Genomic DNA, 25045 nt, shown 5'->3' with positions numbered 1-25045 from the left:
TTAGATTTTTATTTTTTATCGAGTAAATTCTGTAACCATTGTGGTACAGGAGATGGAGGAATAGGTACTTGCGTCTCGGCATTTGGGGTACTGCTGAGCGTATTCATACCGCCGTGAGCCACTTCGCGGTGGCAATCCCAGCAAGCCTTGCCTTCGCCACGCTTTGCTTGCATATAGTCAATCTTCCCTGTACGCACAAATTCAGTGTTGAGTTGTGTATGACAACGTATGCAATTATTCATTATCACTTCCGAAGATGCATCTTCAGCCATGATAGCCTGACGTTCTGAACGGGTTACAAAATAAGCCACATGTTTCATACCGTCCATACCTTTAAACAGGTATTTGGCAACTATGTTTGAGTGTGGCACATGGCAATCGTTACACGTAGCATCTCTCCCGTGGCTGGAATGCGACCATGTGGCATAATAAGGAGCCATGATGTGACAGTTTACACAAGCAGCGGGATCGTCGCCCACAATATAAGTGTGCATACGTAGAAGATAGAAAAACAATCCTCCTAATCCCACAATGGCACCTGACATAACGAGCGATACCACCTGTTGGCGGTAACTCAGTTTGGGAAACCATGATGTAAGCTTTCGCAGATTCATTGTGATATACTTTTTTTACTATGATTTCAATTATTTATTAACCTTACAAAGGCAAAGATAGTTAAATATATGCAACTTGTCAATGCTTTTTCCTTATTTGTTAGGAGCTTAATTCGTAATAAATGTTTAAAAGGTTAATATATCGCAAAATAATAGATATGGGCACAAATGTTACCTTTTGCTCCAAATTAACTAAATATTTTTGTAGGTTAAAACATAAGAAACTATTAAGTAAAATGAAGAAAATGCATCGTTGGTTCGGACTGTTTCTCTGTCTGTTCCTTATCGGGTTTTGCGTATCAGGCATAATCTTGAATCATCACGAAATGTTCTCGGGCATCAACATTTCACGCTCGATTATGCCAAGCAGCTATGCGTATAAGAACTGGAATCAGGGGCTGATGCGAGGCACACTTGCAAAGGGAGACAGCATTATTATATATGGTGAAAATGGATTTTTCCTCAGCGACAGACTTGGTGCTAAGATTAAAGACTTCAACAAAGGTATGCCTTCGGGCGTTGAGTTGCGCGACATCAAAGCCATTACCCGCACTCGCTCGGGCGAAATATGGGCAGTAGGCAATTTTCAGCTATTCCATCTTGAGAACAACACTTGGGAAACAGTAGACCTTGACGGTCTTGACACGCGATTGGTAGATGTTACTTCGCATGGCGATTCGGTGGTTGTAGCTTCTCGCAGCCACCTTTGGTTATCTCCTAATACCGGCAAACCCTTTCGGCAAATACAACTTCGGGCAGGCACCGACTACGATGGCAAGGTTTCACTCCTACGCACCGTGTGGCTGATACATAGCGGAGCACTCTTTGGAACTATCGGTAAGCTCGTTGGCGACGCGGTAGCTATCGTTCTGATTATCCTTTGTGTCTCGGGTGTTTGGTTCTTCATTGCACGTAAAACACGTGCCGGGAAATCGCAACTCAGGAAACTTTATTGGGTGCATCGCCGTATTGGCAGAATTACTATCGTTCTTACACTTTTCGTTACCATCACCGGTTGGTTTCTCCGCCCACCTGCAATGGTTGCAATAGTAAAGGGGCGCATACCTGCATTGCCTTTCACGGTACAGGACAGCAAGAACCCTTGGAACGACCTGCTGCGTGCCGTGCGTTACGATTCTGCTGAAAACGACTGGCTTATCTACACCTCAAAAGGTTTCTATGCACTGCAAGACCTCCGCTCTACCCCACGTCCCATCAAGGGAACGCCCAAAGTAAGCTATATGGGACTTTCAGCATTCCACCAAGTAAACACAGGTCAATGGCTCATAGGGTCGTTCAACGGTCTTTATCTCTGGAGCCGCAACGTGCAGGGAGGAATGCCAAAGGTTGTGCCAATCGACAAAGATATTATGATGGTGGGCTTCAGCAACGATTTCAAAGAACCATTCCTCATCGACTATTACGAGGGTACTTCCTCGCCAAAGATGCCCGCCCGGTTCCGGCATCTGCCGATGTCGCTACACATAGCAGCACTCGAAACCCATACCGGGCGCATTTTTACCTTCCTGCACGACACCAGCAACGTGGTTTATATTGCCATTATAGGGTTGGCAATTGCGTGGTGCCTTTGGACAGGCTATTATCGTCCACGCAAGAACCGCAAGAAACACAGAGAGGAAAAGAAACCTAAGAAACGTCGTCAGCAGCTAAGATTAGAGAATGAAGACAATGAATGACTTGAAAATAAAGCGTGTTTACCTGACGCCCGAAGAAGGCGACGGGTATAGAATCCTTATAGACCGCCTATGGCCAAGGGGTATTGCGAAGGAAAAAGCGTGTATCGACGAATGGAACAAAGCAATTAGTCCTTCGCCCGAATTACGCAAATGGTTTGGACACAAGGAGGAAAACTACGCTACATTTGCCGAAAAATACCGTTCGGAACTTAACAATAATCCGGAGGCAACGCCTTTTGCCAACCATATTAAAGAACTTCTCGAGTCGAACAATGTAACATTATTGTATGGTGCAAAAAGCGAAAGCTGCAACCATGCCATTATTCTTAGAGATTGGCTGATAAACCAATAATACGGAAATGGCTTCAAAACGCTGTATCTTGGAGCCGTTTTTTGTCTTTTCCAATTTAACAATATGGGCATCAACGGTTATTATGGACAACACTATAACTTCATCTTATCTAAACAGATGAGCCTTTTAGGTGTTACACAGCTTCGTCTTCATTCATCGTTCTATAAGCAGAAAACAGGAGTAAAAGCTATAAATATTTTTCACAAGCGCAAGTATCGTATAATCACGTCTCTATCAGCACATTGCAAAACCTATTGTTTTGCATTCCAAAAGCAGCTGTTTTGCACGGTAAAAGCGTAGGTTTTGCATCACAAAAGAGCCGCTTTCGCAACGCAAAAATGCAAGACTGAATACTCTTCAACAAGGCATTCGATTTCAAATTTGTTAGCATACACGACAATAACTACGTTAAGGAACTGTAAAAAGCCGTTAATTTAGGTGAATTTGGAAAGAAAGAATAAACTTTATCGCTATTTTTGCATCTACAATAAAAACAAAAGATAGATATATGAAAAAGTTTTTAATGGCAATATTGCTGATGTTCATTGGTACCACAATGGCATCTGCACAAAATCAAGCAGAAATTAAGTTTGACCAAATAACGATTAACGTTGGTACTTTCCCTGAAAGCGCACCGGTTAAAAAGGCAGTCTATACTTTTACGAATGTAGGTAATGCGCCTTTGGTCATCAATCAAGTAGTAGCAAGTTGCGGTTGTACAGTGCCCAAATACGACAAACGCCCTATTGCTCCCGGACAGAAAGGCTCAATAGAAATTACTTACAACGGACAAGGCAAATTTCCCGGACATTTTAAAAAGAGCATTACAATAAAGTCGAATGCCAAAACCGAAATGACACGCTTATATATAGAAGGTGTAATGGAAGGGAAATAAGAGACACATACATAAGAATAAAGCGAGAAACCAAGAGCCGTTGGTTTCTCGCTTTTCTATTGAATAGAAACCGACTTCCATCTTTAGGCAAGTTCCAAGTTTTGGTTTATCCTGACAAGGAACTTTTAGAACACGTCTTAACCCAATGTAGGAACAATGGCAAAATAAACCACATCGTGGTCGGTTCTGTTCTCGAACCAGTGCTTGTGCCCATCAGGACAATAATGCACCTGCCCCATTCTGACAACTTCTTCTACGCCATCGTAGTGCACTGTCAGTTCGCCACTAATCACATACATCACCTCAAACGTTCCGCTGTGCTCGTGTTCGCCACTTCGTGCACCGGGGCGAAGCGTCGAATACATTATCCGAGCTTTATCGTCTACATAGTTACGGGTGTCTAACTTTCCTTCTCCCCCTTTGAAACCTTGTATGTGTTCCTCTGCTATTTTCTCAAAATCTATTACCATAACGATATTTTAAAATTTGTACAAAAATAGCAAATATTTCCCTAAAATAAAGAAAAAAAGAGAAGATTTTTGTATTCTATTTGGGCATTAAATAAATATTTTTTTACCTTTGCACCGTCATATAGCTTCAAAAGAGACTATCAAATATAAAATACGAATAAATACCTATAAAGTAAATATATTTTTTATGATTAAATTATTTAAAGCTATGGCCATTGCGACTTTGGTCATGCTATTGCCGGTAGTGCCAATTTCAGCACAAAAACAAAATAGAATAAGCTTTGAGAGTAATGGATTTACTTTTGTCGTGGAAGACATTACAAAACCTGATGCTTCAGCTACTGTTACACGAACAAGCAAAAGTGGAGATATTGTTATTCCCCCGACTGCAGAATGGAAAGGAAGAACATACGATGTAACAAATATCGCATCGCACTTTATCCGTTCTCAGTCTAATAAAACAGTAACATCTATCACGCTTCCTTCTACAGTAAAAACAATAGCAACCGGAGCTTTTGGTGCTTCAGAAGTATTGACAGAAATAAAAATACAAGGAGAAAACAACGCTTACACCGTGCAAGACGGCATACTTTACAATAAAGATATGACAACACTTGTTTTACTTCCCTTGTAAAAAAGATGCCACCAACTTCAACTTCCCGACAACCGTAAAGGAGCTTTCAGGCGATGCCTTTTCAAACAACATACTCACATCTATCATCATTCCGAAACATATAACAACATTAAATGATGGTGGAGGGGAAGCTGCTAACAGCATATTCGGGACTTTTTATGGATGTAAAAATCTTACATCGCTTACTTTTGAGCGAGGAGAAAACTATACATACATTCCATCTTATTTTCTCACTAAGTCAGAGAAGTTGCCTTCTTTTATTATTCCGGAAACGGTATTAAAAATAGGGAGATACGCTTTTTCTGAGTGCAAGAGCTTGACAACCCAACTTCCTTCAAAATTAGAAAGCATTGAGCGTAATGCTTTTCAAAGTTGTAATGCACTAAAAGAAATCACATTTTCTAAGACTTTGAGTTCTTTGGGAGTTGAGGCATTTAATAACTGTGGAAGTCTTGAAAAACTTACCATTCCGGACGATTGCGTCTTAACCTATATTCCTTCTTTTTGTTTTAGAAGCAACAAGAATCTTAGAGATGTAAAGCTGTCCGGCAAGATTGAAGCAATTCACGATGGTGCTTTTGAGTACTGTAATTCACTGCCCACAATAGACCTCTCAAAAGATTTACGAACTATTGGCGAAAGAGCTTTTAGCGAATGCAGACGTTTGAAGGATGTTAAATTCTATAACAAATTAGAGGCTATTCATGAAGGTGCTTTTTCAAGATGCAGCTCCCTTAAAAAGACTTCACTCTTCCACAGAGCTTAAAGAAAATAGGTCTTGGTGCATTCCATAATACAGCCTGCGCCAGCGTTACCATTCCTTCAGGTGTTACTTCTATAGAACCTTGTGCATTCCTTCAAACAGTAAACCTTGAGAAATTTATAGTCGAACCCGGCAATAATAACTACACAGCAATAGATGGCGTTCTTTTTACAGCTGATAAAAAGACACTACTGGCATACCCTGCCAAGTCCGACCGTCGAGTTTCCTATACGGTTCCTGCCGGCGTAGAAACCATTCAAGAAGGTGCACTTTCATATAATAGCTTAACACATATTACTTTACCCACAAGTCTGGAAACAATATATGCAGGTGCTTTTGCTGAAAACAAGAAACTCAAGGAACTTACCATTCCTGCCAATGTAAAATCTATCGGCAAGTACAACAAAAACGACAATAGAAACTATCACATGGGAAGCTATGGAATCGTAACAAATACTGATGTTACAAGTATATACATGTTGCCGGCAACTCCCCCGGTGCTCGATTCTCCTATAAGAAACAGATTTCCGGAATTTCCAAAATCCACTACGGTTTATTTAAGGAAATCCGTTTACGACAGCAACAAGTATAAAAATCCTAATAAATGGAAAAGTCTCAAGTATGCATACGAAATCCCCGTCAAGTTGCCTGCAAGCGGCTTGAAGACAATGGGACGCGACTTTGATGTGGACCTTTCAAATTCTACACTAACAGCATACGTGGCTGCTAATGCTACCGTGCAAAACCAAACGGGCAATGCCACTATGGAGCCTATCAAGGTTGCAGGCAAAGCCGAAGGCAAGTATGTGCCTGCACGCATTGGCAAATACACAGCAGACAATGTGGAATACGAGCAATATGTTGGTGTAATTCTTAAAGGCAATAGCGAAGAAAATGCAACTTATCGTATTGGAGAAGAAGAGAACCTAACTCCTGTTTCTACGCAGAAGAACTATCTTTCGTTTGCTACCGATGCAACAAAAGTAACAATGACAGAAATGAAAAATGGTGTAAAGTACACCAACCTTGGATTGCAAGACGGCAAGTTTAAATATTTCAGAAAGAACGGTACCATTGCTTATAACAAATGCTGGTTATCAATGCCAACAAGCATCGTCGGTGAACTTTCAGGTACGGCCGCAGCAAAGGAATTTGAGATGAACTTCGTCTCACCAACAGTCAATGCCATTGCGAACATAAAGACTACAGACAAAGCAAGCACAGACTACTATTATACCTTACAAGGAGTACGCATAGAAAATCCAACATCAGGTATCTACATTCACAACGGTAAGAAGATTATAATAAAATAAAACAAGATTAGATGATGAACAAAAAAGAATATAAAACCCCATTGGTAGCAACAGTAGTTCTAACAGATGAACTACTCGAAAACCCGATAATCCGTATATCAGGAGAAATGAATCCGGAAGACAGCGACAGCAAAGAGTCTACATTCGACGAAGACTTTACTACCGAATGGGAAGAATAAGAATTCCGAAACCTTAACAAGAATTCATTAAACATAAAAAGCCATATCTTCAGTGTTATCGAAGATATGGCTTTTCTTATTGCCTTTTATAAATACGAAGCCGCCGGTTGATAAACGGAATATCGTGGGTGTACACACTTTTATAGGACAGTACCGCGAAAAGAAGATGATAAAAACGTAAATATTTTTCGCAAGCACAACTATTACTTAACCCTCTGCCCATCAACGCATTACAAAACCTATTGTTTTGCATTGCAAAAGCGGCTGTTTTGCAGGGTAAAACCGTAGGTTTTGCGTTGCAAAACCTACGCTTTCGCAACGCCAAATCGAAATTATCACTTTTTAAGGGAATTATCTTTACAAAGTTAAACGGAAGAACGCTCACTCTTTCATTAACGGACTTGCTTAAAAACATCAGTGAGATAGTCTGCTTTACCTGCTCTCTTCGTGCCGAATTCAGGTAAAACAGACTGTTTCTTGCAAGAACTCTTTAGTCCTTAACCTGCGGAACCAAGCCTTTAATATAACTACACAGAATGCCAATACCCTTTGCATTGTCGCCGCCTTGCGGAATAATTATATCTGCATAACGTTTGGTAGGCTCGATAAACTGTTCGTGCATTGGTTTCAAAACCTTGCGGTATCGGTCTACGACTGTTGCGACATCGCGTCCGCGTTCTATTATATCACGCTCGATATTACGTATCAGACGCTCGTCGGAATCGCAGTCTACAAACACCTTCAAATCCATTACATCGCGTAGCTTCTTATTCAAAAGCGTCATAATTCCCTCGATAATAATCACCGGCTTTGGCTCTACGTGAATGGTTTCGGGCAGACGGTTGCAAGCCAAATAACTGTAAGTAGGTTGCTCGATGGCTATTCCATTGCGCAAATCGTTTACTTGCTTGGTCAGCAACTTCCAATCGAAAGCGTCCGGATGGTCAAAGTTAATGGCTCTGCGTTCCTCTTCGGTCATTTCGGTGGTATCGTTGTAATACGAATCCAACGGCACTACAGCCACATGATGAGGGGGCAATGCTTCTACAACCTTATTCACGACAGTGGTCTTTCCTGAGCCTGTGCCACCTGCTATCCCTATTATCGTTATATTCTCGTGCATATTTAAATTATCTGTATTTCCTTAAACATCTGTTCGTAGTACACCGCTTTCTTCTCAACCTTCATCGGATAGGCACGACTACTGCTGGGTTGTCGGTATAATTTCAGCGTTCTGCCTTCAAAGTTGAACGTTCTGTACTCTCCCATCTTTAAATTACGAGCATCTATATTGTAGTGTTCGGTAAAGACTTTAGTGGCAAGTTGCCCTGCTGCCAATACGGCTTTACAGTCCGGCAACGAACGCAACATTCCGTCAAGGTCGGCAGGTTCCACTATTTCCAAATCCTTATCGGAAGCAGTTCCCGTGGTTCTTCGTATGCGCAAGGCGGTATCGAACAATGCCACACCTTTTTGCTTTAAGAACTGTTTCAACTCGTTCAGCTTGTAAGTCTTGTTCTCTTCATCAACGAAATGCAACTTGTCGCCAAAGAATATCAGCCCGAATATGCGCCACATGTCGTTCGTGAAGTTCGGATAATACCATTCCATTGCCCACCGTTTGGGCGCAGGCGGGAACGTTCCGAGCATCAGCAACTTGGCATTGGCAGGCAGCCACGGTTCAAATGGATGAGTTTCTACCTCCATTTACTTTTGTTCCTTCATCAAATAAACTACTACCGGGAGGTGGTCCGAATATCCGTCAAGCCATACACCGCCGGCAGTTGTACGCTTGGTGTTGCCTTTATACTTGCCTGTTTCTTGGAAAAGATAATCACGACGGAACACTTGATGCTTCCAATACTTCAAACTTGAAAAATCTTTTTGATTGTTCTTGTTCAAGAAGTTTGGCGTCATCACAATCTGGTCGAACAAGTTCCACTTGCCTTGATACTGCAAAGTGCCTATGTTTTCTTTTGCCAAGACGTTGTACCAAGGGTTATACATATCACCCGCACCCACTTCTTCGATGTTTGCTTTAGCCGATAGACATTCGTACATACTCTTGTTTGTCGGGTCGTCGTTCATATCTCCCATTACAAGAACTTTCACATTGGGGTCGTCTTGTAAAAGCGAATCCTTCAAAACCTTTACTTGTTTACCGGCCAATTCGCGATAATAAGAACCCGCGCCACGGCTTGGCCAGTGGCATACAACCACGGTTACGTGCTCGTCTGCCATTGTTCCGCTTACAGTAAGAAATCCACGGGTGGCGCGTTTGGCATCTTCTGCACGCTCATAAACGTACGGAACGAGCTTTGTATCGCGCACTGTGAAGAACTTAGGATTATAAATCAAGGCGCAATCGATACCGCGCCTGTCGGGTCCTTCAATATGAACGTACTTGTAACCACGGGCAGCGAGTGCCGGCTGCGCTGTCAAGTCGTCTAAAACATGCGCATTTTCAACTTCAGACAAGCCTATAAAGCACAGCCAACGTTAGGAAGAACATCTGTTCCCATTTCAGCAAGCACTTTAGACATATTACGCAACTTGCTCTCATACTTCATTTTATTCCATTTATACGACCCATTGGGGGTAAATGCCATATCGTTCTTACCTTCGTCGTGTGTGTAATCGAAAAGGTTTTCTTGATTGTAGAAGCCGACTCCGTAAACGGAAAACTTCTTTTGTGCATTAACTTTGGCACCGAAAAGCACCGTAAACATCAGGAAAAATAGATATTTCTTCATTGTTATAATTGTATGATTTTTAATCAAATAAAGTATTTACCAAAGCAGTCGTTAAACCGCAGAATGGCATTCAACCTGCAAATATCGTGAATTTATCTGATAATAAAGCACGTTTATTTAAATTTATTACAGTCCTGATAAAACTTTTTGCTTGGCAGACAGCGACATTTAAATTTTATCATAAAATCCTTTCCTTTTTAAAAAATATTTCGTTACTTTGCACAAAAGTATAATTATATTTAATAAAAAGATATGCAGAAAAAGTTGAAACTCGCTGTGATTGCGCTCTGCAGTTCGTCAATGGTTGTTGCACAGAACAACAACAATACCGACACGATACGGCACGAGCAAGCACAAAACATGATGGACGAATCAGCATTCACGTTCACAGAAGCACAGTTAGGAGAGGATAACGACAGGAGTTCAAATGTTACTATCTTGAATTCAAATAGTAATGTGTATGCCTCTGAAGTCGGATTTTTATATTCTCCATTACGTTTCAGATACCGTGCGTTAAGCCCTAAATACAATGATGTCTACATTAATGGCGCACCGATGAACGATATGGAGAGCGGACAATTCCGTTATTCTTTAGTAGGCGGACTTAACCAACAAACCAGAAATGTGGATTTTGCATTACCATTTGAGAATAATAATTTCTCAATGACTGCTATGGCAGGAAGTAACAATTACGATTTCAGAGCAGGTTCAATGGCAGGCGGACACCGCATCACATTATCGGGCGCAAACCGTAATTACACATTAAGAGGAATGTACACTTACGGTAGCGGGTTCAACAGTAAAGGTTGGGCTTTTGCTGCCAACATTACTTACCGTTGGGCAAACCGTGGTTATGTAGAAGGAACATTCTATAACGCACTCTCTTACTTCTTCGGTGTCCAGAAGAAATGGAACAACGGGCACTCGCTCAGTTTCTCTACATGGGGCAATCCTACCGAACGTTCATCGCAAGGAGCAAGCACCGACGAAGTTTACTGGCTGGCTAACGACTACCAATACAACCCTTACTGGGGATACCAGAACGGTCATCGTCGCAACAGCCGTGTGGTAAACGACTTCGCTCCGGCAGCAATCTTCACTTGGGATTGGAATATCAACGACAAAACAAAGCTCACAACAAGTTTGTTCGGAAAGTATTCGATGTATAAAAGCACCAAGCTGAACTACAACAATGCAGACAATCCACAGCCGGATTATTGGAAAAACCTGCCCAGTAGCTATTACGATGTTTGGAACGAGCAAAACACTCGCTACCGCACAGCGCAGGCATACTCAGACTGGAACGCAGCCGTGAATTGGTGGAAAATCAAGGAGAACCGCCAAATACAATGGGACAGACTTTACTATGCTAACCGCCAAGCAGCTGCAAACGGACAAGATGCGCTCTACTACGTTCAGGCAAAGCATAACGACAACGCTACAATTACATTGTCTTCATCGCTTAATACACACATTGGAAAAGACAAAGTGTTCAATATCGGCTTCATGATTGGACAAAACTTCGGTCGCCATTATCAGACGATGGAAGACCTTTTGGGTGCCAAGAGTTTCCATAACGTGAACACATACGCTATCGGAACTTACGCTGCAAACGACCCACGCATTCAATACGACCTAAATACAATGGGCACACAAGGGCTTGGTGCATTGGTTTACGAAGGCGATAAGTTCGGCTACGACTACAATTTGAATGTGCGCCGTGGTACACTTTGGACAAACTTTGCACATACTTATGGCAATCTGCACTACATGGTCGCTGCCAAAATAGGCTACGACAACATGTACAGACGTGGGTACATGCGCAACGGAATGTTTGCCAACAACTCGTATGGAAAGAGCAAACACGCCGATTTCCTTACAGGTGGCGGTAAGTTCAGTGGTACATGGACAATCGGAGGCGGCAATGCTGTATCTCTCGGCTTAGGCTACGAGCACCGTGCACCGCAAGCAAGCAATGCCTTTGTATCGCCCGAAATGAACAACGACTTCGTTCAGAACTTACGCAACGAGCGCATTTTCTCAAGCGAAATAAGCTATCAGTATTCCGGCAACTGGCTACACGCCAACTTGAGCGCATACTATAACCACCTGACACATGTAACAGAGTGGCAGAACTTCTATTTCGACGATGTCAATTCATTTACCTATGTCAGCATGACCGGTATCAAAAAGAATTACTACGGTGTAGAATTGGGTCTTGATTTCAAACTCACAAGTTTCTTGAACTTCAAGGCTTTGGGAACTTGGAGCGAAGCAAAGAATATCAACAACGCCGATGTTATTTATATGAACTCTACAAAGAGCACTTTCTATAAAGATGTTGTCTACAACAAAGGAATGCGCGAAAGCGGTACTCCACTATCTGCATACAGTGGCATTTTGAGCTTCCACCAAGGCGGTTGGTTCATTGATTTGAAGGGCAACTATTATGATAGAATCTATCTTTCTTACGCTCCGAGCCTCCGTTATGGCAGCACTTTGCGTACAATGGGTACAAAATTTGGCGGTATAGATGCTGAAGGCAACTACACTCCATACGCTCAAAGCGAAGGAAAAGGCGGCTTTATGCTCGACGCTTCCATCGGTAAGAACATCTATTTAAAGAGCGGAAGCCTTTCCATCAATTTGATGATAACCAACCTTTTGAATAATCAGAAGATTGTTTCCGGCGGTTACGAGCAGAGCAGAAGTAGCTATACAATTAATCAAACCACAGGTGAAACCACAGCACGTGCGTACGATTTCAACAAAAATCCTAAGAAATACTATGTAAATGGTATCAACGGAATGTTGAATATAGCCTATAAATTCTAAAAGAAACAGAATTATGAAGAATATAAAATATATAATGATGGCAGCAGTCTGCACCCTTTTTGCTTCGTGTATGGGCGACAGATATGCAGAGATTGATGAGAATCTCCCATCACCATACGGCAATAACGAGCTAACAGAAACCAATGTTATTTCTATCGCCGACCTTAAAACAAAGTTTGCAAAACCCATCAATACCGACTATCGCGAGGGGGTAAGCTATGAGCAAGTTACCGAAAACCTGCAGATAAAAGGTATTGTTACAAGCTCAGACATAGCAGGCAACATCTATAATGAAATAGCACTGCAAGACAAAACAGGTGCTATCATCGTTTCTGTCGCGCAAGGCGGTCTTTACGGAATACTTCCTATTGGAACCGAAATACTCATCGACTTGAAAGAACTTTATATAGGAAACTACGGCAAACAAGCACAAATTGGAGTTCCAACAATGAATGCTAAGGGCGCAACATCTATCGGACGCATCAGCCGTATAGTCTGGGACAAGCACTACAAAATTCTCTCTTCAGGTAATACGGTAGAGGCTGAAGAGTTTGCAAATGGTTCTGCCGGCACCGGTTGGACATTTGAGAAAGATGCCGGTAAGCTCGGCGTCATTCGCAACGTCAGCTTCAAGTCGAGTACACCGTCTGTTGATGGTACTTTCGCTAACGCAACAGGTGGCGCGGGCAGCGTTTCGTGGACGTTGAACGAACAAGACGGCAAGAAAGTAATTGTCTATAACAGCAACTTCGCTGACTTTGCAAATGCCAAAGTCCCCACCGGTAAGGTTGATATTACAGGTATTTTCAAGCGTTTCAACAATCAGTGGGAAATCATTATCCGCTCTCTTGACGATATTAAGCCTGTTGCACCGGCAGAGAAAACGATTTACAGCAACTCGTTTGCAGAAGCACCGACCGACTGGACGCTCGACCAAGGCACACTCCCGGAGGGTATAACGTTCGTTTGGAAATGGATTTCTCCAGCCTTCGGAATGAAGCTACAGCGTACGTTAATGGGAAACGATACGAAACCCACGCCCGTGCTACATCACCGTTAATCGACCTTACACAGGTGAAAAAGGCTACATTAACTTTCGACCACGCAGCCCGCTACTTCGGCGACTTCGACAAAGAGCTCAAAGTACAAGCTTCTACCGACGGCAAAACATGGAAAGACCTTACCATCGACAAAAAGCCAACGGGCGAGAACTGGAACTTTGTAACTGCAAAAGCCGACCTGACAGCTTACTGTGGCAAGAAGATTTACATTAGTTTCTTCTACAACAGTACCGAAACAACTGCTGCTACGTGGGAATTCAAGAACCTCGTAGTAAAATAAAACATTAAGCACAGACAAACAAAAAAAGTAAAACAGATATGAAGAAATTAATTAATTCAATGTTTGCATTGGCTATCGCTGCTTTCACACTGACAAGCTGCGAAGATGTACCAATGCCATACGACATTACATTCGAGAAAGACAATAATACACCAAATCCTTCCGACATGGAGGCTAAAGGCACCGGTACAAAGGACGATCCTTTCAATATTGTAGCTGCACAAAACTATATTACCAAAGGAGAGGGGCTCGACAAGGAGGTCTATGTACAGGGCATCGTCGTAAGTGTTCAGGAAATCAACACCCAATACGGCAATGCCACCTACTATATCTCTGACGATGGCACCACTACCAACCAGTTCTATGTTTTCCGTGGAAAGGCTTTGGGCAACGTAAAGTTCACAGACAGCAATAAAATCAAGAAGGGCGACAAGGTTATTATTTGCGGTAAGCTGATGACACATACCAATGGCGTCAAGCAACTTGGGCAAGGCAACTACATCTATTCGCTTAACGGCGAGGTGCAAGAAACTCCTTCACCTGCCAATACCGGCTTAAATGCAACGTTCGAAAACGACATTGCCAACTTCACCATCGTGAATGTAAAGGCTCTCCCCGAAGGATTGACAAATGTATGGGTTCACGATGCAAACTTCAAACAAATGAAAGCAACCGGTCGTGCCAACAATACCAACTATGAAACGCAAAGCCGTCTCATATCGCCGGCATTCAGCTTAAAGGGTCTGAGCACAGCTACCCTGACTTTCAACAATGCCTTGAACTATCTGAAGACAGCCGCTCTCAACGATGCTGTCAAGGTACTTGTTTCTACCGATGGCAACAACTGGAAGTCGGTGGCTATCAACAATCCTCCTTCTGGCAAGAATTGGAACTTCGTAGATTCTACTTGCGACTTGAAAGAGTATGCCGGTCAGGAAAAAGTATTCGTTGCGTTTGAATACAACAGTACCAAAGAAATTACCACAACATGGGAAATTAAGAAAGTTACGGTAAACTAAAAAACTATCGTAAATATTTGGCAGGGTGCAGAATTATTCGTAATTTTGCACCTTGTGAGTATGTGGTGGCAGAATACCACTTGTACGACACAATGCAAACAACGAAATTTTTATTAATAATAAAACATATAAAAGTAAAATGAAAAAAGGTATTCACCCAGACAACTATCGCCCCGTCGTATTCAAAGATATGTCCAACGGCGATATGTTCCTTTCAAGATCTACATGCAAATCTAACGACACTGTAGAGTTTGAAGGCGAAACTTACCCATTGGTTAAAGTCGAAATCTCAAGCACCTCTCACCCATTCTATACAGGTAAGAGCAAACTTGTGGACACTGCAGGTCGCGTAGACCGCTTCATGAACCGTTACGGTAAGTTGAAGAAGTAAAACAATATACCCACAACAGTATAAAGTGCGGTCAAACGTAGTTGCATATGCGTTTGCTCGCACTTTTTCTTTTTCAACAACACAAAATTGGTATCAACAGATTATAACTAAACCCTCAAGACAAATGAAACCTACAAAACCTTTATTAAGCATCTTCTCTCTCCTTTTCGTTGCAGCTATTTTTCTCTCGGCTTGTGGCAACGACAGCAACAATTCGCCCGATGATGACAACCACAAAACCATCGCCAATAACAGCAATTCCAATCTGAAAGATGGCAACCGATACACACATCGCTTGGAATTTCCACAGCTTAAAGGAGGCAAAAGCATCGTTATTACCCACATAGACCAAAGCGCAGGCGAAGTAAACTACAGCTTGAATGGGACGGCGAAAAGAAATCGAATCGTTGGACTTGCTATCAGCTATACCAAAGTAACAGCAAATGGAACACTGGCAGATGGTATGGCAACCCACAATATCCTTCCGACCCCTTAATTCCCGCTTCCATGGCATTCGGCTACGACCCCTATTGGAATACAGGTTACGACCACGGGCACCTTTGTCCATCGGCAGACCGCAGAAATACAGAAGAAGCACAAAAGCAAACCTTCTACATCAGCAACATGCAGCCGCAGCTTAGCGCATTCAACGGCAGTGCAAAAGGTGGCGGTATTTGGCTGACAATGGAAAACAAAATACGTGCTGCGTTCAATATAAATTCAAAAGACACAATGTTTATATGTCGTGGCGGCACCATCGACGAGTCGTCTAAAGTGAAAGCCTACCTACGCAACGGCTTCATTGTGCCGGGCTATTTCTTCTCGGCAGCACTTATGAAATACTATAATAATGCACACAACAAATGGGAATACAAAGCCATCGGTTTCTGGTTTAAACACGAAAACAACCAAGAAACATCGCTCAAACCTTATGTCGTGAACATAAAAGAACTTGAAGAGCTCACGCATATAGACTTCTTCTGCAATCTCCCCGACGACATAGAGAAGAAAGTAGAGAGCTTGAACAAGGATATAATCATAAATCTGTGGAACATTAAATAACAAAACAACAAACGAAAAAACGACTGAAATACTGTAAACATTTTTCACAAGATTATGTTTTGTGTAACCACTTCATTATCAACACAATGCAAAACCTATTGTTTTGCATTCCGAAACCGTAGGTTTTACACGGTAAAAGCGTAGGTTTTGCATCGCAAAACCTACGCTTTCGCAATGCCAAATCGAAATTATCATTTTCACTACGAACTATCTTTACAAAATCAAAGTGGTTCTTCAACATCTTACACAAGCAATAAAAGGAAAATCACACCACTGAAATTCCATTGTACACAGACACAAAAAGCCTCGTTCGGACTTCTCCAAACGAGGCTTCTTAATGAACTTAGAATTAGAAGTTTTATCTTTCCCTCAAGCCGCTCACGGCTTTTGCCTTGTGCTCAGCTGCATTGTTCAGCGTGGCTTTGCCAAACGCCTTGCCTGCTATCGTACCGGTTGCAGTGCGTGTCTTTACCATTCTGCCTTGCTGTTGTTGGTTGCTTGGCGTGCTAAGTCGATATAAAATTCGTCTGTAGTATTCGTGCTGACACCGTAACCGAAGAATGTATCGTAGCCCTTTTGCTGCTCATAACCAAGGTGGAAGCCCTTTTTAGAAGAGTTTGCGTCCATTCTGAATATTGTGCCCGACTTGGTATATCGGATATAAATATCGCCATTCTTGTCTACAAACCACGAGAATTCCAACGTTTGTGTTGCACCGTTGTCTGCCGTATCAACCTCTATACCGTGCCCACTCAACGAATTCTTTGACGTTTCGTACTGGAAGAACTTCATATTGGCATGGAAAGTCTGCGACATTCGCTTCCCTTTTTCATCGAAATAGATGGTCATATCGCCAGCCCATTCTCCCGAAAGCATCTGGACTTCTGCCATTAACGGGTCGTTCTCTTTAGGATTGTAATTGTCTACATAGCCATAGTTTACCGCATTCATAAACTCTGCAAATTCTACTGCCGTAGCCGACGGATAGTAATACAAAAACCAGTCTCGGGTTGTATAGTAATCAGCCCCACCGGGATATGTGTACCAATAGTTCCGAACAGCCTCTGTTACGAGGTCGTTGTAATAGTTATAATGCTCTTCTTCGTTATCACAACTTGTAAATCCTACGGGAACAGCCACCAATGTAAGTGCCATTAAAAACTTAGCTATCTGTTTCATAATTGTAACTTTTTATGTTTATATTCTTTTCAATACCGCAAATTTAGAGAAAACCACAAGCTGTTGAAATTCTTTTTCTCTATTTTGCAATAGGGAAATCCCTACGAAAGGGCGTATAGAATGCTTTTTAAACCTTTTTAATAAATATTTCCAACAATACAGTGGTCTTTTCAAAATAATTCTGTAATTTTGTGTTCGATACATGGTACTGTCTAAAGAAAGAAGTAAAAAATTGACAAGGAAACTGTTAAAATAATGTATCATTATCTTAAAAGAAAGACAAAAGCGTGTTAAATAATACCGTAATAACCAAATACGGAGCATTGACTTAAATTTTACAAGTATGAAAAAACTTTTATTTTTAACCTTTGCAGTTGTACTGGGCATGTCAGCCCATGCACAAACGAGAGTATTAAAGCAAATCCCAAGTACAGCGGGAAATGCACAGTCGTTCACCTCATATAAGGCGCAGGTCAAGAAAATAGACCCCGCTGCCAACCAGATTTGGTGGGGATATGGTAATGAAACCGAAGCTCGTTCAGCACTCGGCATACAAAAAGCCGAAACTTACAATCTTGCTTTCTTCGTTACCGCTAGCAATAGTGCTATTGTGGGAAAGACCATCAAGGCGATTCGCTTCTATCTCCGCGATAAAGCGAACACGAGCGACGTCAAGGTATGGATTTCAAAGAGCCTGCCTGAGGACGTCAGCAAGGCAGACTATGTTCAAGATGTTGCTCAATCGTCTCTGAATGCCGGCGACGAGAGCAATGCAAAAATGGGAGTTGCCAACGACGTTGCACTCACCACACCACACGTTGTAGGTGCTGAAGGTGTTTATGTAGGTTATTCTTTCACCGTTGCCAATGCTTCAAGCAGTGGAACACAATACCCTATCGTTACATGGACGGGCAATAAAGCAGCTAATAGCTTCTTTATTCGCACCTCAACTTCTGTAAGTAAATGGAGTGATCTTTCTAACGAAAATTATGGCAAATTGGCATTGCAGATTCTCGTAGAGGGTGATTTCGTTCAGAATTCGGTATCTGCTAATTCATTGCAAGATATTGTTGTAGCGAAGAATAACACAGGCAAGAGCAAGTTCGTCGTAACCAATAACGGTAGTGCCGGTATCAGTAGCATCGACTATACAGTCGCTACCAATGGTACGGTAGGTGCAGAACAGCATCTCGACATTAACCCGGCGTTCAATGTATATGGCGGTCAGTGCACTATCGACCTGCCTCTCGCAGCTGATGCCAATACAGGTACAACAACGAAAACCGTTACCATTACCAAGGTGAACGGCAAGGCCAACGAAGCAAGCAACAACACTGCAACTTGCAAGCTGACCACTGTCAGCAAGGAAGTGAAGAGAGGTGTTGTTGTCGAAGAGTTTACAGGCACAGGCTGTCCTTGGTGTCCACGTGGCTTGGCAGGTATGAAGAAGATGCGCGACACATTCGGTGAGAACTTCATAGGTATTGGTATACACGGGTTCAACCAATCCGACCCAATGTACTACAGTGGCTATGCAAAGATTGGTCTTAACTCAGCACCATCTTGTAAAATAGAACGTGGTAATATGATGGATCCTTTCTATGGTACAAACAACGACATCTGCAACGACTTCAAGGAAGCACTCGCACGTCTTGCAGCAGTAGGCGTATCGGTTACAGGTAATCTGAATGCCGACCGTACCGAAATAACAGCTACAGCTACTATCGAACCTTTGGCAAATGGAACATACGAAATTGCCTATGTTCTTATTGGCGATGAACTTACCGGAACGGCTACTTCATGGAAGCAGGCCAACAATTACGCCTCACGCACTGCTGCTCAATGGGGCACTGACGACCCATACCTTACTCCGTTCTGCAAGGGTGGCAAGTATGGAAGTAGCTCGGTTACATTCTCTTACGAAGATGTTTTGCTTGCCAGCTCTTATGTTGGAGGTACCAACAAGGCAACGCTCGAACCACTACAGGAAGGTAAAGTCGTAACCAACACTTACACACTTACGTTGCCAACGAAGAATACGCTGAAAGAAGCAATCGAGAAAGCAGGTTACAACAAACTCGCAGTCATCGCAATGATTATCCGCAATGACGGCAAGATTGAAAATGCAGCCAAATTCTACTTGCAAGCTCCAGCCGGCGTTGAAGGTATTTCTGAGAACAAGGGCGAACTGAAGGAAGTAGCACGCTACACCATAGACGGTCGCAGAATCAGTGCTCCACAGCGCGGTCTTAACATTGTTAAGATGTCTGACGGCTCTACTGTCAAGGTTTTGGTAAAGTAAACAGAAACGCATAAGGCATATACGAAATGCCATTACAAAAGGGAAAGCCCCGACCGAACGCAAGTTTGGTCGGGGCTTTTTAACCCCAATCGGTTCATTAGCGTCCTTGACTGATTTGTCGATTGTTGAGCAGATGTGCCGGCATTTCATCGAAGGCGTAGCGGGCTACGGCGAGATGGAATGGTTGCGCAGATGAACAACGTGGGGTCGGCGTAAGAATTTAAGCCCGAAGATGCTTCAGCTGCTTTCCGGTGATAAGCGTATTAAGTAATAATCGGCTCTTTCTTTCAATATCTTATAACTAATATACCGGCGTAATTCTTGTATCAAAGTTATGTTAAAATAACGCACATAAGAACTCTTTATGCCTGCAAGATTATATTTTCAAAATAATTTTGTAATTTTGCAGATACTACAAGATGTAAAGATAAAGAGGCGAAAACAATCTGTGAAAAATTACATCACCGTTGCAGAGTAAAACAAAAAAGGTGTATTAAACAACATCGTAATAATCAAATACAGCAACATTAACTTAAACTTTTGTAAATATGAGAAAACTATTATTTTTAACCTATGCATTTGTACTGGGCATTTCAGCCTATGCACAAACAGGAGTATTTCAACAAGAACCGAATGCAGCGGGACACACACGGCTGTTCACACCACACAAAGCATCGCTCAATAAGATTGAACCCACAGCCAATCAAATATGGTGGGGATACCAAGCTGAAGCGGAAGAACGTAGTTCTATCGGTGTATCGAAAGCCGAAACCTACGCTGCGGCTATCTTCGTTGCCCCCGGCAATGCTGTTATCGTGGGAAAAACCATCAAGGCTATTCGCTTCTACCTCCGCGATAAAGCGAACACAAATAACATCAAAGTCTGGATTTCAAAGACTTTGCCCGATGATGTAAACAGTGCTGACTATGTTCAGAATATCGACGAGACAACTTTGACTGCCGGTGATGAGAGCGAAGAAAAGCACGGAATTGCCAACGATGTTGAACTAACCACACCCTACATTATTGGTACCGACGGCGTTTATATAGGTTACAGCGTTACTGTTGCCGATGTTTCGGAAAGTGCAACAAAGTTTCCTATCGTTACATTTGAAGGCGAAGAGGCAAATAGTTTCTTTATACGAACCTCATCAACTTCAGCAAAATGGAGCGATTTAGCGGAAGAAGGCTTCGGCAAATTGGCACTGCAGATACTCGTAGAAGGTAAATTCGTAGAAAATTCAGCTTCTCCCGATACAATGGAAGACATTGTTTTACTAAAGAACGGCACCGGCAAGAGCAAGCTCGTACTTTTCAATGGCGGCAGTGCCGGCATCAACAGTATCGACTATACCATCACTACTGATGGCGTAGCGGGTGCAGAGCAGCATCTCGACATCAACCCTCCGGTCAAGACAATGGGTGCTCAGTGCACCATCGACTTGCCCCTCACAGCCGATTCCAAGATTGGTATAAGCGAAAAAAGCATCACTATTACGAAAGTGAACGGCAAGGCAAACGAAGCTGAAAAGAAGTCGGCAACCTTCAAACTAACCACCGTCGGCAAACAAGTAAAGCGAGGTGTCGTTGTTGAGGAGAATACAGGCACAGGCTGTGGGTGGTGTCCACGCGGTTGGGCAGGCATGAAGAAGATGCGCGACAAGTTCGGCGAGAACTTCATAGGTATTGCCATTCATCAGTTTAACGAAACCGATGCCATGTACTGTCCTGACTATGCAGAGCTGAACTTTAGCGAAGCACCTGCTTGTAGGATAGATCGCGACAACGCAATATTAGACCCTTTCTACGGAACAGAAGAAGATATATGCGCAGACTTCAAAGAATCACTTGCCCATATAGCAACGGTAGGCGTATCGGTTACAGGCAAACTGAATGCCGATTGTACACAAGTAACAGCTACGGCAACCATTGAACCTTTGGTAAATGGAACATACGAAATTGCCTATGCTCTCATTGGAGACGAACTTACCGGTACTGATGCCTCATGGCAACAGAACAATTATTACTACAAATACGTTAGCCAAAACGTTTCCAACGACCCATACCTCTCTCCATTCTGCAAGGACGGCAAGTATGGAAGTGCCAAAGTAACATTGAATTACGACGATGTATTGCTCACCGGTTCTTACAAATCAACTACCAACAATGCAAAACTCGCCCCATTACAGGAAGGTAAAGTCGTAACCAATACCTACACTCTTACGCTGCCAACGAAGAATACACTGCAAGATGCTATAAAGAAAGCAGGCTACAACAAACTCGCAGTCATCGCAATGATTATCCGCAGCGACGGCAAGATTGACAATGCAGCCAAATTCTACTTGCAAGACCCAACCGGCGTCGAGGGTATATCCGAGAACAAGGGCGAACCGAAAGAGGTAGCACGCTACACCATAGACGGCCGCAAAATCAGTGCTCCGCAGCACGGTCTTAACATCGTCAAGATGTCTGACGGCTCTACTGTCAAGGTATTGGTAAAGTAAAAAGAAGCCCATAAGGTATCTTTGAGATGCCATTAATAAAAAGGAAAGCCCTGACCGAATGCAAGTTTGGTCAGGACTTTTTAAGTTAAGACAGTATGAATGTAATCGTTGAATGAAAGCAAATTATAGAAGCCAATCGTTAAATAACACATATAAGATTTTTTAATGCTTACAAAATTGATTATTCGGAATAATTTTGTAAATTTGCAGATACTACAAGGTAGTCATTTAAAAATAAAAATAAAAAGATGAAAACAGTTTATGATTTCACTGTCAAAGACAGAAAAGGCGGCGAAATTTCTTTAAAGGCGTTTGCCAACGAAGTGTTGTTAATTGTAAACACAGCTACTAAATGTGGGTTCACACCAACTTACGATGAGCTTGAAGCTACTTACAAAAAATACCACTCACAAGGTTTTGAAGTGCTCGACTTCCCTTGCAACCAGTTTGGACAGCAGGCTCCGGGAACCGACGAGAGCATTCACGAATTCTGCAAACTTACATACGGTACAGAATTTCCACGCTTCAAGAAGATTAAAGTAAACGGCGAAGATGCTGACCCACTTTACAAATTCTTGAAAGAACAAAAGGGTTTTGCAGGTTGGGACGAAAGCCACAAGCTCACACCTATACTCGACAAGATGTTGTCGGAGGCTGACCCGGACTACAAAGAGAAGTCGGACATTAAGTGGAACTTTACAAAATTCCTTATCAACAAGAAGGGACAAGTTGTTGCACGCTTCGAACCAACAGAGAAAATCGAAAACATTGAGAAGGAAATAGAGAAGTTGCTCGCCGAATAAAAACATTCGCACAATAAGCAAAAAGAGTAGAAAGAAAACCGCAAAGTGGGCTATCTTTCTACTCTTTGTTATTCTCAGCCTTCTCATTTCCAACTCTTATAGAACAATAGAAGCTTGATGAAACAACCTATTTTATGGACGGAAAAAAGGCCATAAAACCGTAAATATTTTTCGCAAACATACATATCGGATAACCATCTGTTTATCAATACATTGCAAAACCTATTGTTTTGCATTCCAAAACCGTAGGTTTTGCACGGTAAAAGCGTAGGTTTTACATCGCAAAACCTACGGTTTCGCAACGCCAAAGCGATTATATCACTTTTTAACAGAATTATCTTTACAAATCCGGTGCTATTTTTCAGTAAAATCCTTAAGCAGGATAAAGAAAATCAATCTCCCGAAAACATCAACTGCCCCTTCTTATTTTAGCTTTCTTGTAGCCAACAATCCCATAAACGTCAATAGTCCATTGAGCATCAACAACTCGTAACCGAACTTATAGTTCCATAGCTGTAAAGCCATATTGTCCAACAAAAAGCAAAGCAACGGGCTTGCCACAACTACGTAAGGCACCAAGCGGTCGTTCACCGTCTTACGGGTCAGCAAGCCGTAGGCAAACAAGCCGAGAAGCGGACCATAGGTGTAAGAGCACAATATATAAACCGCATCGATTAAACTTGTAGAGTTTACTGCCCTGAAAACCAAGATAAAGAGTACAAAAACTACCGACATACCTATATGCACACGCTTACGCAGGCTTTCGTTCGTTGGTTGTTCGCAAATATCTACACAGTAACCGGTAGTGAGCGAAGTAAGTGCAGAGTCGGCACTCGAAAAGCAGGCGGCTACCACACCTATGGCAAACAACACCTCTACCCCACTGCCCAACATTCCGCCGGCTACGGGCAACAACATCAGTTCGTCGGGCGAAGCAGGCAAAGGCTTTCCCGTTTGCTGCAAAAACATCATAAGCAACACGCCCAAAGCCATAAATAACAAGTTGGCAGGCAAGAAAGCCACACCATAAGTGCACATGTCTTTCTGTGCATCGCGCAAGGTTTTGCACGTCAGGTTCTTTTGCATCATATCTTGGTCAAGCCCTGTCATCACCACAACAATGAACACACCACTTAGGAATTGCTTCCAAAAGTTCTGTTTGGAAGCCCAGTCGTCCCAGACAAATATCTGCGAATGGCTGTCGTTTACTACGGCAGTAAAGGCTTCCGACAGGTTTAAATCCAATGCACCCATCACCTTATATATAATAAGGAGTAAGGTCAGGAACATGCACAGCGTTTGAAAAGAATCGGTAAACACCAATGTTCTGATGCCGCCTTTGCGTGTATAAAGCCATATTAGCAATACCAGCACGACAACAGTAAGTGGGAAAGGAACGTTGAAACTGTCGAGAACGAAGCGTTGCAGTATCATGCAGACAACATAAAACTTTACGGCAGCCCCCGACATCTTGGACAAAATGAAAAACGAAGCTCCCATTTTGTAACTCCGCACGCCTAACCTTTCTTTCAAAAAGGAATATATTGTTATCAGGTTCAAGCGATAGTAAATAGGCAATAACACAAAAGCCACCAACACATAGCCGAAGATGAAGCCTATACAAGTTTGTGCGTAAGCCATATTCTGCCCTATCACCATACCGGGCACGCTGACAAATGTTACGCCCGAAATGCTTGCACCAATCATGCCAAACGCCACAAGATACCAAGGCGACCGGCGAGTTGCACGGAAAAACGAATCGTTACTGCTTTTCTTTACCGTCAGTTTGCTGATGAACAAAAGCAGACAGAAATAAACAAGTATGGTTCCAATAATAATCATTGCACAATAAAGAAGAAAATAAGTTGGTATTTTAGTTTGTATATAAAACCTTTTTTCGTAACTTTGCTAACATAAATCAAGCCCCGACGACGGCACT

The 25045-nt window shown here is 42.4% G+C and carries 20 protein-coding genes and 4 pseudogenes; 17 read left to right on the top strand and 7 right to left on the bottom strand.

All coding sequences use genetic code 11. The features are described 5' to 3' along the window. Positions 1 to 8: 8 nt before the first annotated feature. Entirely contained in the window at positions 9 to 614 is a 606-nt protein-coding gene (nrfH, locus tag JCM15124_RS01710) for a cytochrome c nitrite reductase small subunit (RefSeq protein WP_024998030.1), read from the bottom strand. 236 nt (positions 615 to 850) lie between these two features. Here nrfH and JCM15124_RS01705 point away from each other — a divergent pair, with 236 nt between their 5' ends. The 3 genes from JCM15124_RS01705 to JCM15124_RS01690 all read left to right on the top strand — a co-directional run bounded on the left by JCM15124_RS01705 (position 851) and on the right by JCM15124_RS01690 (position 3558). After that, on the top strand, positions 851 to 2311 hold the full coding sequence (locus tag JCM15124_RS01705; RefSeq protein ID WP_024998029.1) for a PepSY domain-containing protein: 1461 nt from the start codon (positions 851 to 853) through the stop codon (positions 2309 to 2311). Beyond that, positions 2304 to 2663: a DUF488 domain-containing protein gene (locus JCM15124_RS01700; RefSeq protein WP_024998028.1), complete on the top strand. Its 360-nt coding sequence runs from the start codon at positions 2304 to 2306 to the stop codon at positions 2661 to 2663. The genes JCM15124_RS01705 and JCM15124_RS01700 overlap by 8 nt, the downstream gene beginning before the upstream one ends. Positions 2664 to 3171: 508 nt before the next feature. Next, entirely contained in the window at positions 3172 to 3558 is a 387-nt protein-coding gene (locus tag JCM15124_RS01690) for a DUF1573 domain-containing protein (protein ID WP_024998026.1), read from the top strand. A gap of 137 nt (positions 3559 to 3695) precedes the next feature. Here the strand turns inward: JCM15124_RS01690 and JCM15124_RS01685 are convergent, their stop codons facing one another. Then, complete coding sequence (locus tag JCM15124_RS01685) at positions 3696 to 4028, bottom strand: cupin domain-containing protein (RefSeq protein ID WP_024998025.1); 333 nt, start codon at positions 4026 to 4028, stop codon at positions 3696 to 3698. 187 nt (positions 4029 to 4215) lie between these two features. Here JCM15124_RS01685 and JCM15124_RS12855 point away from each other — a divergent pair, with 187 nt between their 5' ends. The 5 genes and pseudogenes from JCM15124_RS12855 to JCM15124_RS15685 all read left to right on the top strand — a co-directional run bounded on the left by JCM15124_RS12855 (position 4216) and on the right by JCM15124_RS15685 (position 6917). Further along, on the top strand, positions 4216 to 4662 hold the full coding sequence (locus tag JCM15124_RS12855; RefSeq protein WP_156930596.1) for a leucine-rich repeat domain-containing protein: 447 nt from the start codon (positions 4216 to 4218) through the stop codon (positions 4660 to 4662). Continuing rightward, positions 4643 to 5428 (top strand): leucine-rich repeat domain-containing protein, encoded by a 786-nt coding sequence (locus tag JCM15124_RS01675; protein ID WP_024998023.1) that lies wholly within the window; start codon positions 4643 to 4645, stop codon positions 5426 to 5428. The genes JCM15124_RS12855 and JCM15124_RS01675 overlap by 20 nt, the downstream gene beginning before the upstream one ends. 5 nt (positions 5429 to 5433) lie before the next feature. Beyond that, positions 5434 to 5823: pseudogene (locus tag JCM15124_RS17135) on the top strand (leucine-rich repeat domain-containing protein); the annotation flags it as partial. Between the two features lie 30 nt (positions 5824 to 5853). After that, on the top strand, positions 5854 to 6738 hold the full coding sequence (locus JCM15124_RS01670; RefSeq protein WP_024998022.1) for a hypothetical protein: 885 nt from the start codon (positions 5854 to 5856) through the stop codon (positions 6736 to 6738). A gap of 11 nt (positions 6739 to 6749) precedes the next feature. Further along, entirely contained in the window at positions 6750 to 6917 is a 168-nt protein-coding gene (locus JCM15124_RS15685; protein ID WP_156930594.1) for a hypothetical protein, read from the top strand. 490 nt (positions 6918 to 7407) lie between these two features. Here the strand turns inward: JCM15124_RS15685 and udk are convergent, their stop codons facing one another. From udk to JCM15124_RS12850, 3 genes and pseudogenes are all read right to left on the bottom strand, one after another. Further along, on the bottom strand, positions 7408 to 8040 hold the full coding sequence (gene udk / locus JCM15124_RS01655) for a uridine kinase (protein ID WP_024998021.1): 633 nt from the start codon (positions 8038 to 8040) through the stop codon (positions 7408 to 7410). A gap of 2 nt (positions 8041 to 8042) precedes the next feature. After that, positions 8043 to 8624 carry a uracil-DNA glycosylase family protein gene (locus JCM15124_RS01650; RefSeq protein WP_024998020.1) on the bottom strand — a complete coding sequence of 194 codons (582 nt, stop codon included), beginning with the start codon at positions 8622 to 8624 and terminating at the stop codon, positions 8043 to 8045. Further along, positions 8625 to 9670: pseudogene (locus JCM15124_RS12850) on the bottom strand (endonuclease/exonuclease/phosphatase family protein). A 252-nt stretch (positions 9671 to 9922) separates the two neighbouring features. On the opposite strand from JCM15124_RS12850, the gene JCM15124_RS01640 reads away from it, so the two are divergent. The 6 genes and pseudogenes from JCM15124_RS01640 to JCM15124_RS12835 all read left to right on the top strand — a co-directional run bounded on the left by JCM15124_RS01640 (position 9923) and on the right by JCM15124_RS12835 (position 16318). Continuing rightward, the gene (locus tag JCM15124_RS01640; protein WP_024998019.1) at positions 9923 to 12505 is read left to right on the top strand and encodes a TonB-dependent receptor; all 2583 of its coding nucleotides are present in this window, start codon (positions 9923 to 9925) and stop codon (positions 12503 to 12505) included. A gap of 13 nt (positions 12506 to 12518) precedes the next feature. Continuing rightward, positions 12519 to 13565, top strand: a complete 1047-nt coding sequence (locus tag JCM15124_RS12845; RefSeq protein WP_232220048.1) for a DUF5689 domain-containing protein — start codon at positions 12519 to 12521, stop codon at positions 13563 to 13565. Positions 13566 to 13579: 14 nt separating this feature from the next. After that, positions 13580 to 13846 carry a choice-of-anchor J domain-containing protein gene (locus JCM15124_RS16360; protein ID WP_232220047.1) on the top strand — a complete coding sequence of 89 codons (267 nt, stop codon included), beginning with the start codon at positions 13580 to 13582 and terminating at the stop codon, positions 13844 to 13846. 38 nt (positions 13847 to 13884) lie between these two features. Then, the gene (locus JCM15124_RS01630) at positions 13885 to 14865 is read left to right on the top strand and encodes a choice-of-anchor J domain-containing protein (protein ID WP_024998018.1); all 981 of its coding nucleotides are present in this window, start codon (positions 13885 to 13887) and stop codon (positions 14863 to 14865) included. A gap of 139 nt (positions 14866 to 15004) precedes the next feature. Next, positions 15005 to 15256, top strand: coding sequence for a type B 50S ribosomal protein L31 (locus tag JCM15124_RS01625; protein WP_004364223.1), 252 nt, complete (start codon positions 15005 to 15007; stop codon positions 15254 to 15256). A gap of 124 nt (positions 15257 to 15380) precedes the next feature. Further along, a pseudogene (locus JCM15124_RS12835) lies at positions 15381 to 16318 on the top strand (DNA/RNA non-specific endonuclease). Positions 16319 to 16676: 358 nt separating this feature from the next. On the opposite strand, the pseudogene JCM15124_RS12830 reads toward JCM15124_RS12835, so the two are convergent. Continuing rightward, positions 16677 to 17497, bottom strand: a pseudogene (locus tag JCM15124_RS12830) (hypothetical protein). A gap of 343 nt (positions 17498 to 17840) precedes the next feature. Between JCM15124_RS12830 and JCM15124_RS01605 the strand changes: the two are divergent. The 3 genes from JCM15124_RS01605 (at position 17841) to JCM15124_RS01595 (ending at position 23106) form a co-directional block, all read left to right on the top strand. Then, a complete protein-coding gene (locus JCM15124_RS01605) occupies positions 17841 to 19799 on the top strand; it encodes a hypothetical protein (RefSeq protein WP_024998017.1) in 1959 nt (652 codons plus the stop codon). Positions 19800 to 20347: 548 nt separating this feature from the next. Continuing rightward, positions 20348 to 22303 (top strand): hypothetical protein, encoded by a 1956-nt coding sequence (locus tag JCM15124_RS01600; protein ID WP_024998016.1) that lies wholly within the window; start codon positions 20348 to 20350, stop codon positions 22301 to 22303. Positions 22304 to 22551: 248 nt separating this feature from the next. Next, positions 22552 to 23106 carry a glutathione peroxidase gene (locus JCM15124_RS01595; protein ID WP_024998015.1) on the top strand — a complete coding sequence of 185 codons (555 nt, stop codon included), beginning with the start codon at positions 22552 to 22554 and terminating at the stop codon, positions 23104 to 23106. A 423-nt stretch (positions 23107 to 23529) separates the two neighbouring features. Here JCM15124_RS01595 and JCM15124_RS01585 read toward each other — a convergent pair whose 3' ends face one another. After that, on the bottom strand, positions 23530 to 24948 hold the full coding sequence (locus JCM15124_RS01585; RefSeq protein WP_024998013.1) for a sodium:solute symporter: 1419 nt from the start codon (positions 24946 to 24948) through the stop codon (positions 23530 to 23532). Positions 24949 to 25045 lie beyond the last annotated feature (97 nt).

This window comes from Prevotella falsenii DSM 22864 = JCM 15124 (assembly GCF_000613945.1).
Lineage (GTDB): Bacteria > Bacteroidota > Bacteroidia > Bacteroidales > Bacteroidaceae > Prevotella > Prevotella falsenii.
Note: the sequence above shows the minus strand (reverse complement) of the source record. Positions and strands in the feature narration are given on the sequence as shown.

Excerpts from the sequence above, each read along its gene's own strand:
- nrfH (WP_024998030.1), bottom strand. The coding sequence starts at position 614 with ATGAATCTGCGAAAGCTTACATCATGGTTTCCCAAACTGAGTTACCGC.
- JCM15124_RS01705 (WP_024998029.1), top strand. The coding sequence starts at position 851 with ATGAAGAAAATGCATCGTTGGTTCGGACTGTTTCTCTGTCTGTTCCTT.
- JCM15124_RS01700 (WP_024998028.1), top strand. The coding sequence starts at position 2,304 with ATGAATGACTTGAAAATAAAGCGTGTTTACCTGACGCCCGAAGAAGGC.
- JCM15124_RS01690 (WP_024998026.1), top strand. The coding sequence starts at position 3,172 with ATGAAAAAGTTTTTAATGGCAATATTGCTGATGTTCATTGGTACCACA.
- JCM15124_RS01685 (WP_024998025.1), bottom strand. The coding sequence starts at position 4,028 with ATGGTAATAGATTTTGAGAAAATAGCAGAGGAACACATACAAGGTTTC.
- JCM15124_RS12855 (WP_156930596.1), top strand. The coding sequence starts at position 4,216 with ATGATTAAATTATTTAAAGCTATGGCCATTGCGACTTTGGTCATGCTA.
- JCM15124_RS01670 (WP_024998022.1), top strand. The coding sequence starts at position 5,854 with ATGGGAAGCTATGGAATCGTAACAAATACTGATGTTACAAGTATATAC.
- JCM15124_RS15685 (WP_156930594.1), top strand. The coding sequence starts at position 6,750 with ATGATGAACAAAAAAGAATATAAAACCCCATTGGTAGCAACAGTAGTT.
- udk (WP_024998021.1), bottom strand. The coding sequence starts at position 8,040 with ATGCACGAGAATATAACGATAATAGGGATAGCAGGTGGCACAGGCTCA.
- JCM15124_RS01650 (WP_024998020.1), bottom strand. The coding sequence starts at position 8,624 with ATGGAGGTAGAAACTCATCCATTTGAACCGTGGCTGCCTGCCAATGCC.
- JCM15124_RS01640 (WP_024998019.1), top strand. The coding sequence starts at position 9,923 with ATGCAGAAAAAGTTGAAACTCGCTGTGATTGCGCTCTGCAGTTCGTCA.
- JCM15124_RS12845 (WP_232220048.1), top strand. The coding sequence starts at position 12,519 with ATGAAGAATATAAAATATATAATGATGGCAGCAGTCTGCACCCTTTTT.
- JCM15124_RS01630 (WP_024998018.1), top strand. The coding sequence starts at position 13,885 with ATGAAGAAATTAATTAATTCAATGTTTGCATTGGCTATCGCTGCTTTC.
- JCM15124_RS01625 (WP_004364223.1), top strand. The coding sequence starts at position 15,005 with ATGAAAAAAGGTATTCACCCAGACAACTATCGCCCCGTCGTATTCAAA.
- JCM15124_RS01605 (WP_024998017.1), top strand. The coding sequence starts at position 17,841 with ATGAAAAAACTTTTATTTTTAACCTTTGCAGTTGTACTGGGCATGTCA.
- JCM15124_RS01600 (WP_024998016.1), top strand. The coding sequence starts at position 20,348 with ATGAGAAAACTATTATTTTTAACCTATGCATTTGTACTGGGCATTTCA.
- JCM15124_RS01595 (WP_024998015.1), top strand. The coding sequence starts at position 22,552 with ATGAAAACAGTTTATGATTTCACTGTCAAAGACAGAAAAGGCGGCGAA.
- JCM15124_RS01585 (WP_024998013.1), bottom strand. The coding sequence starts at position 24,948 with ATGATTATTATTGGAACCATACTTGTTTATTTCTGTCTGCTTTTGTTC.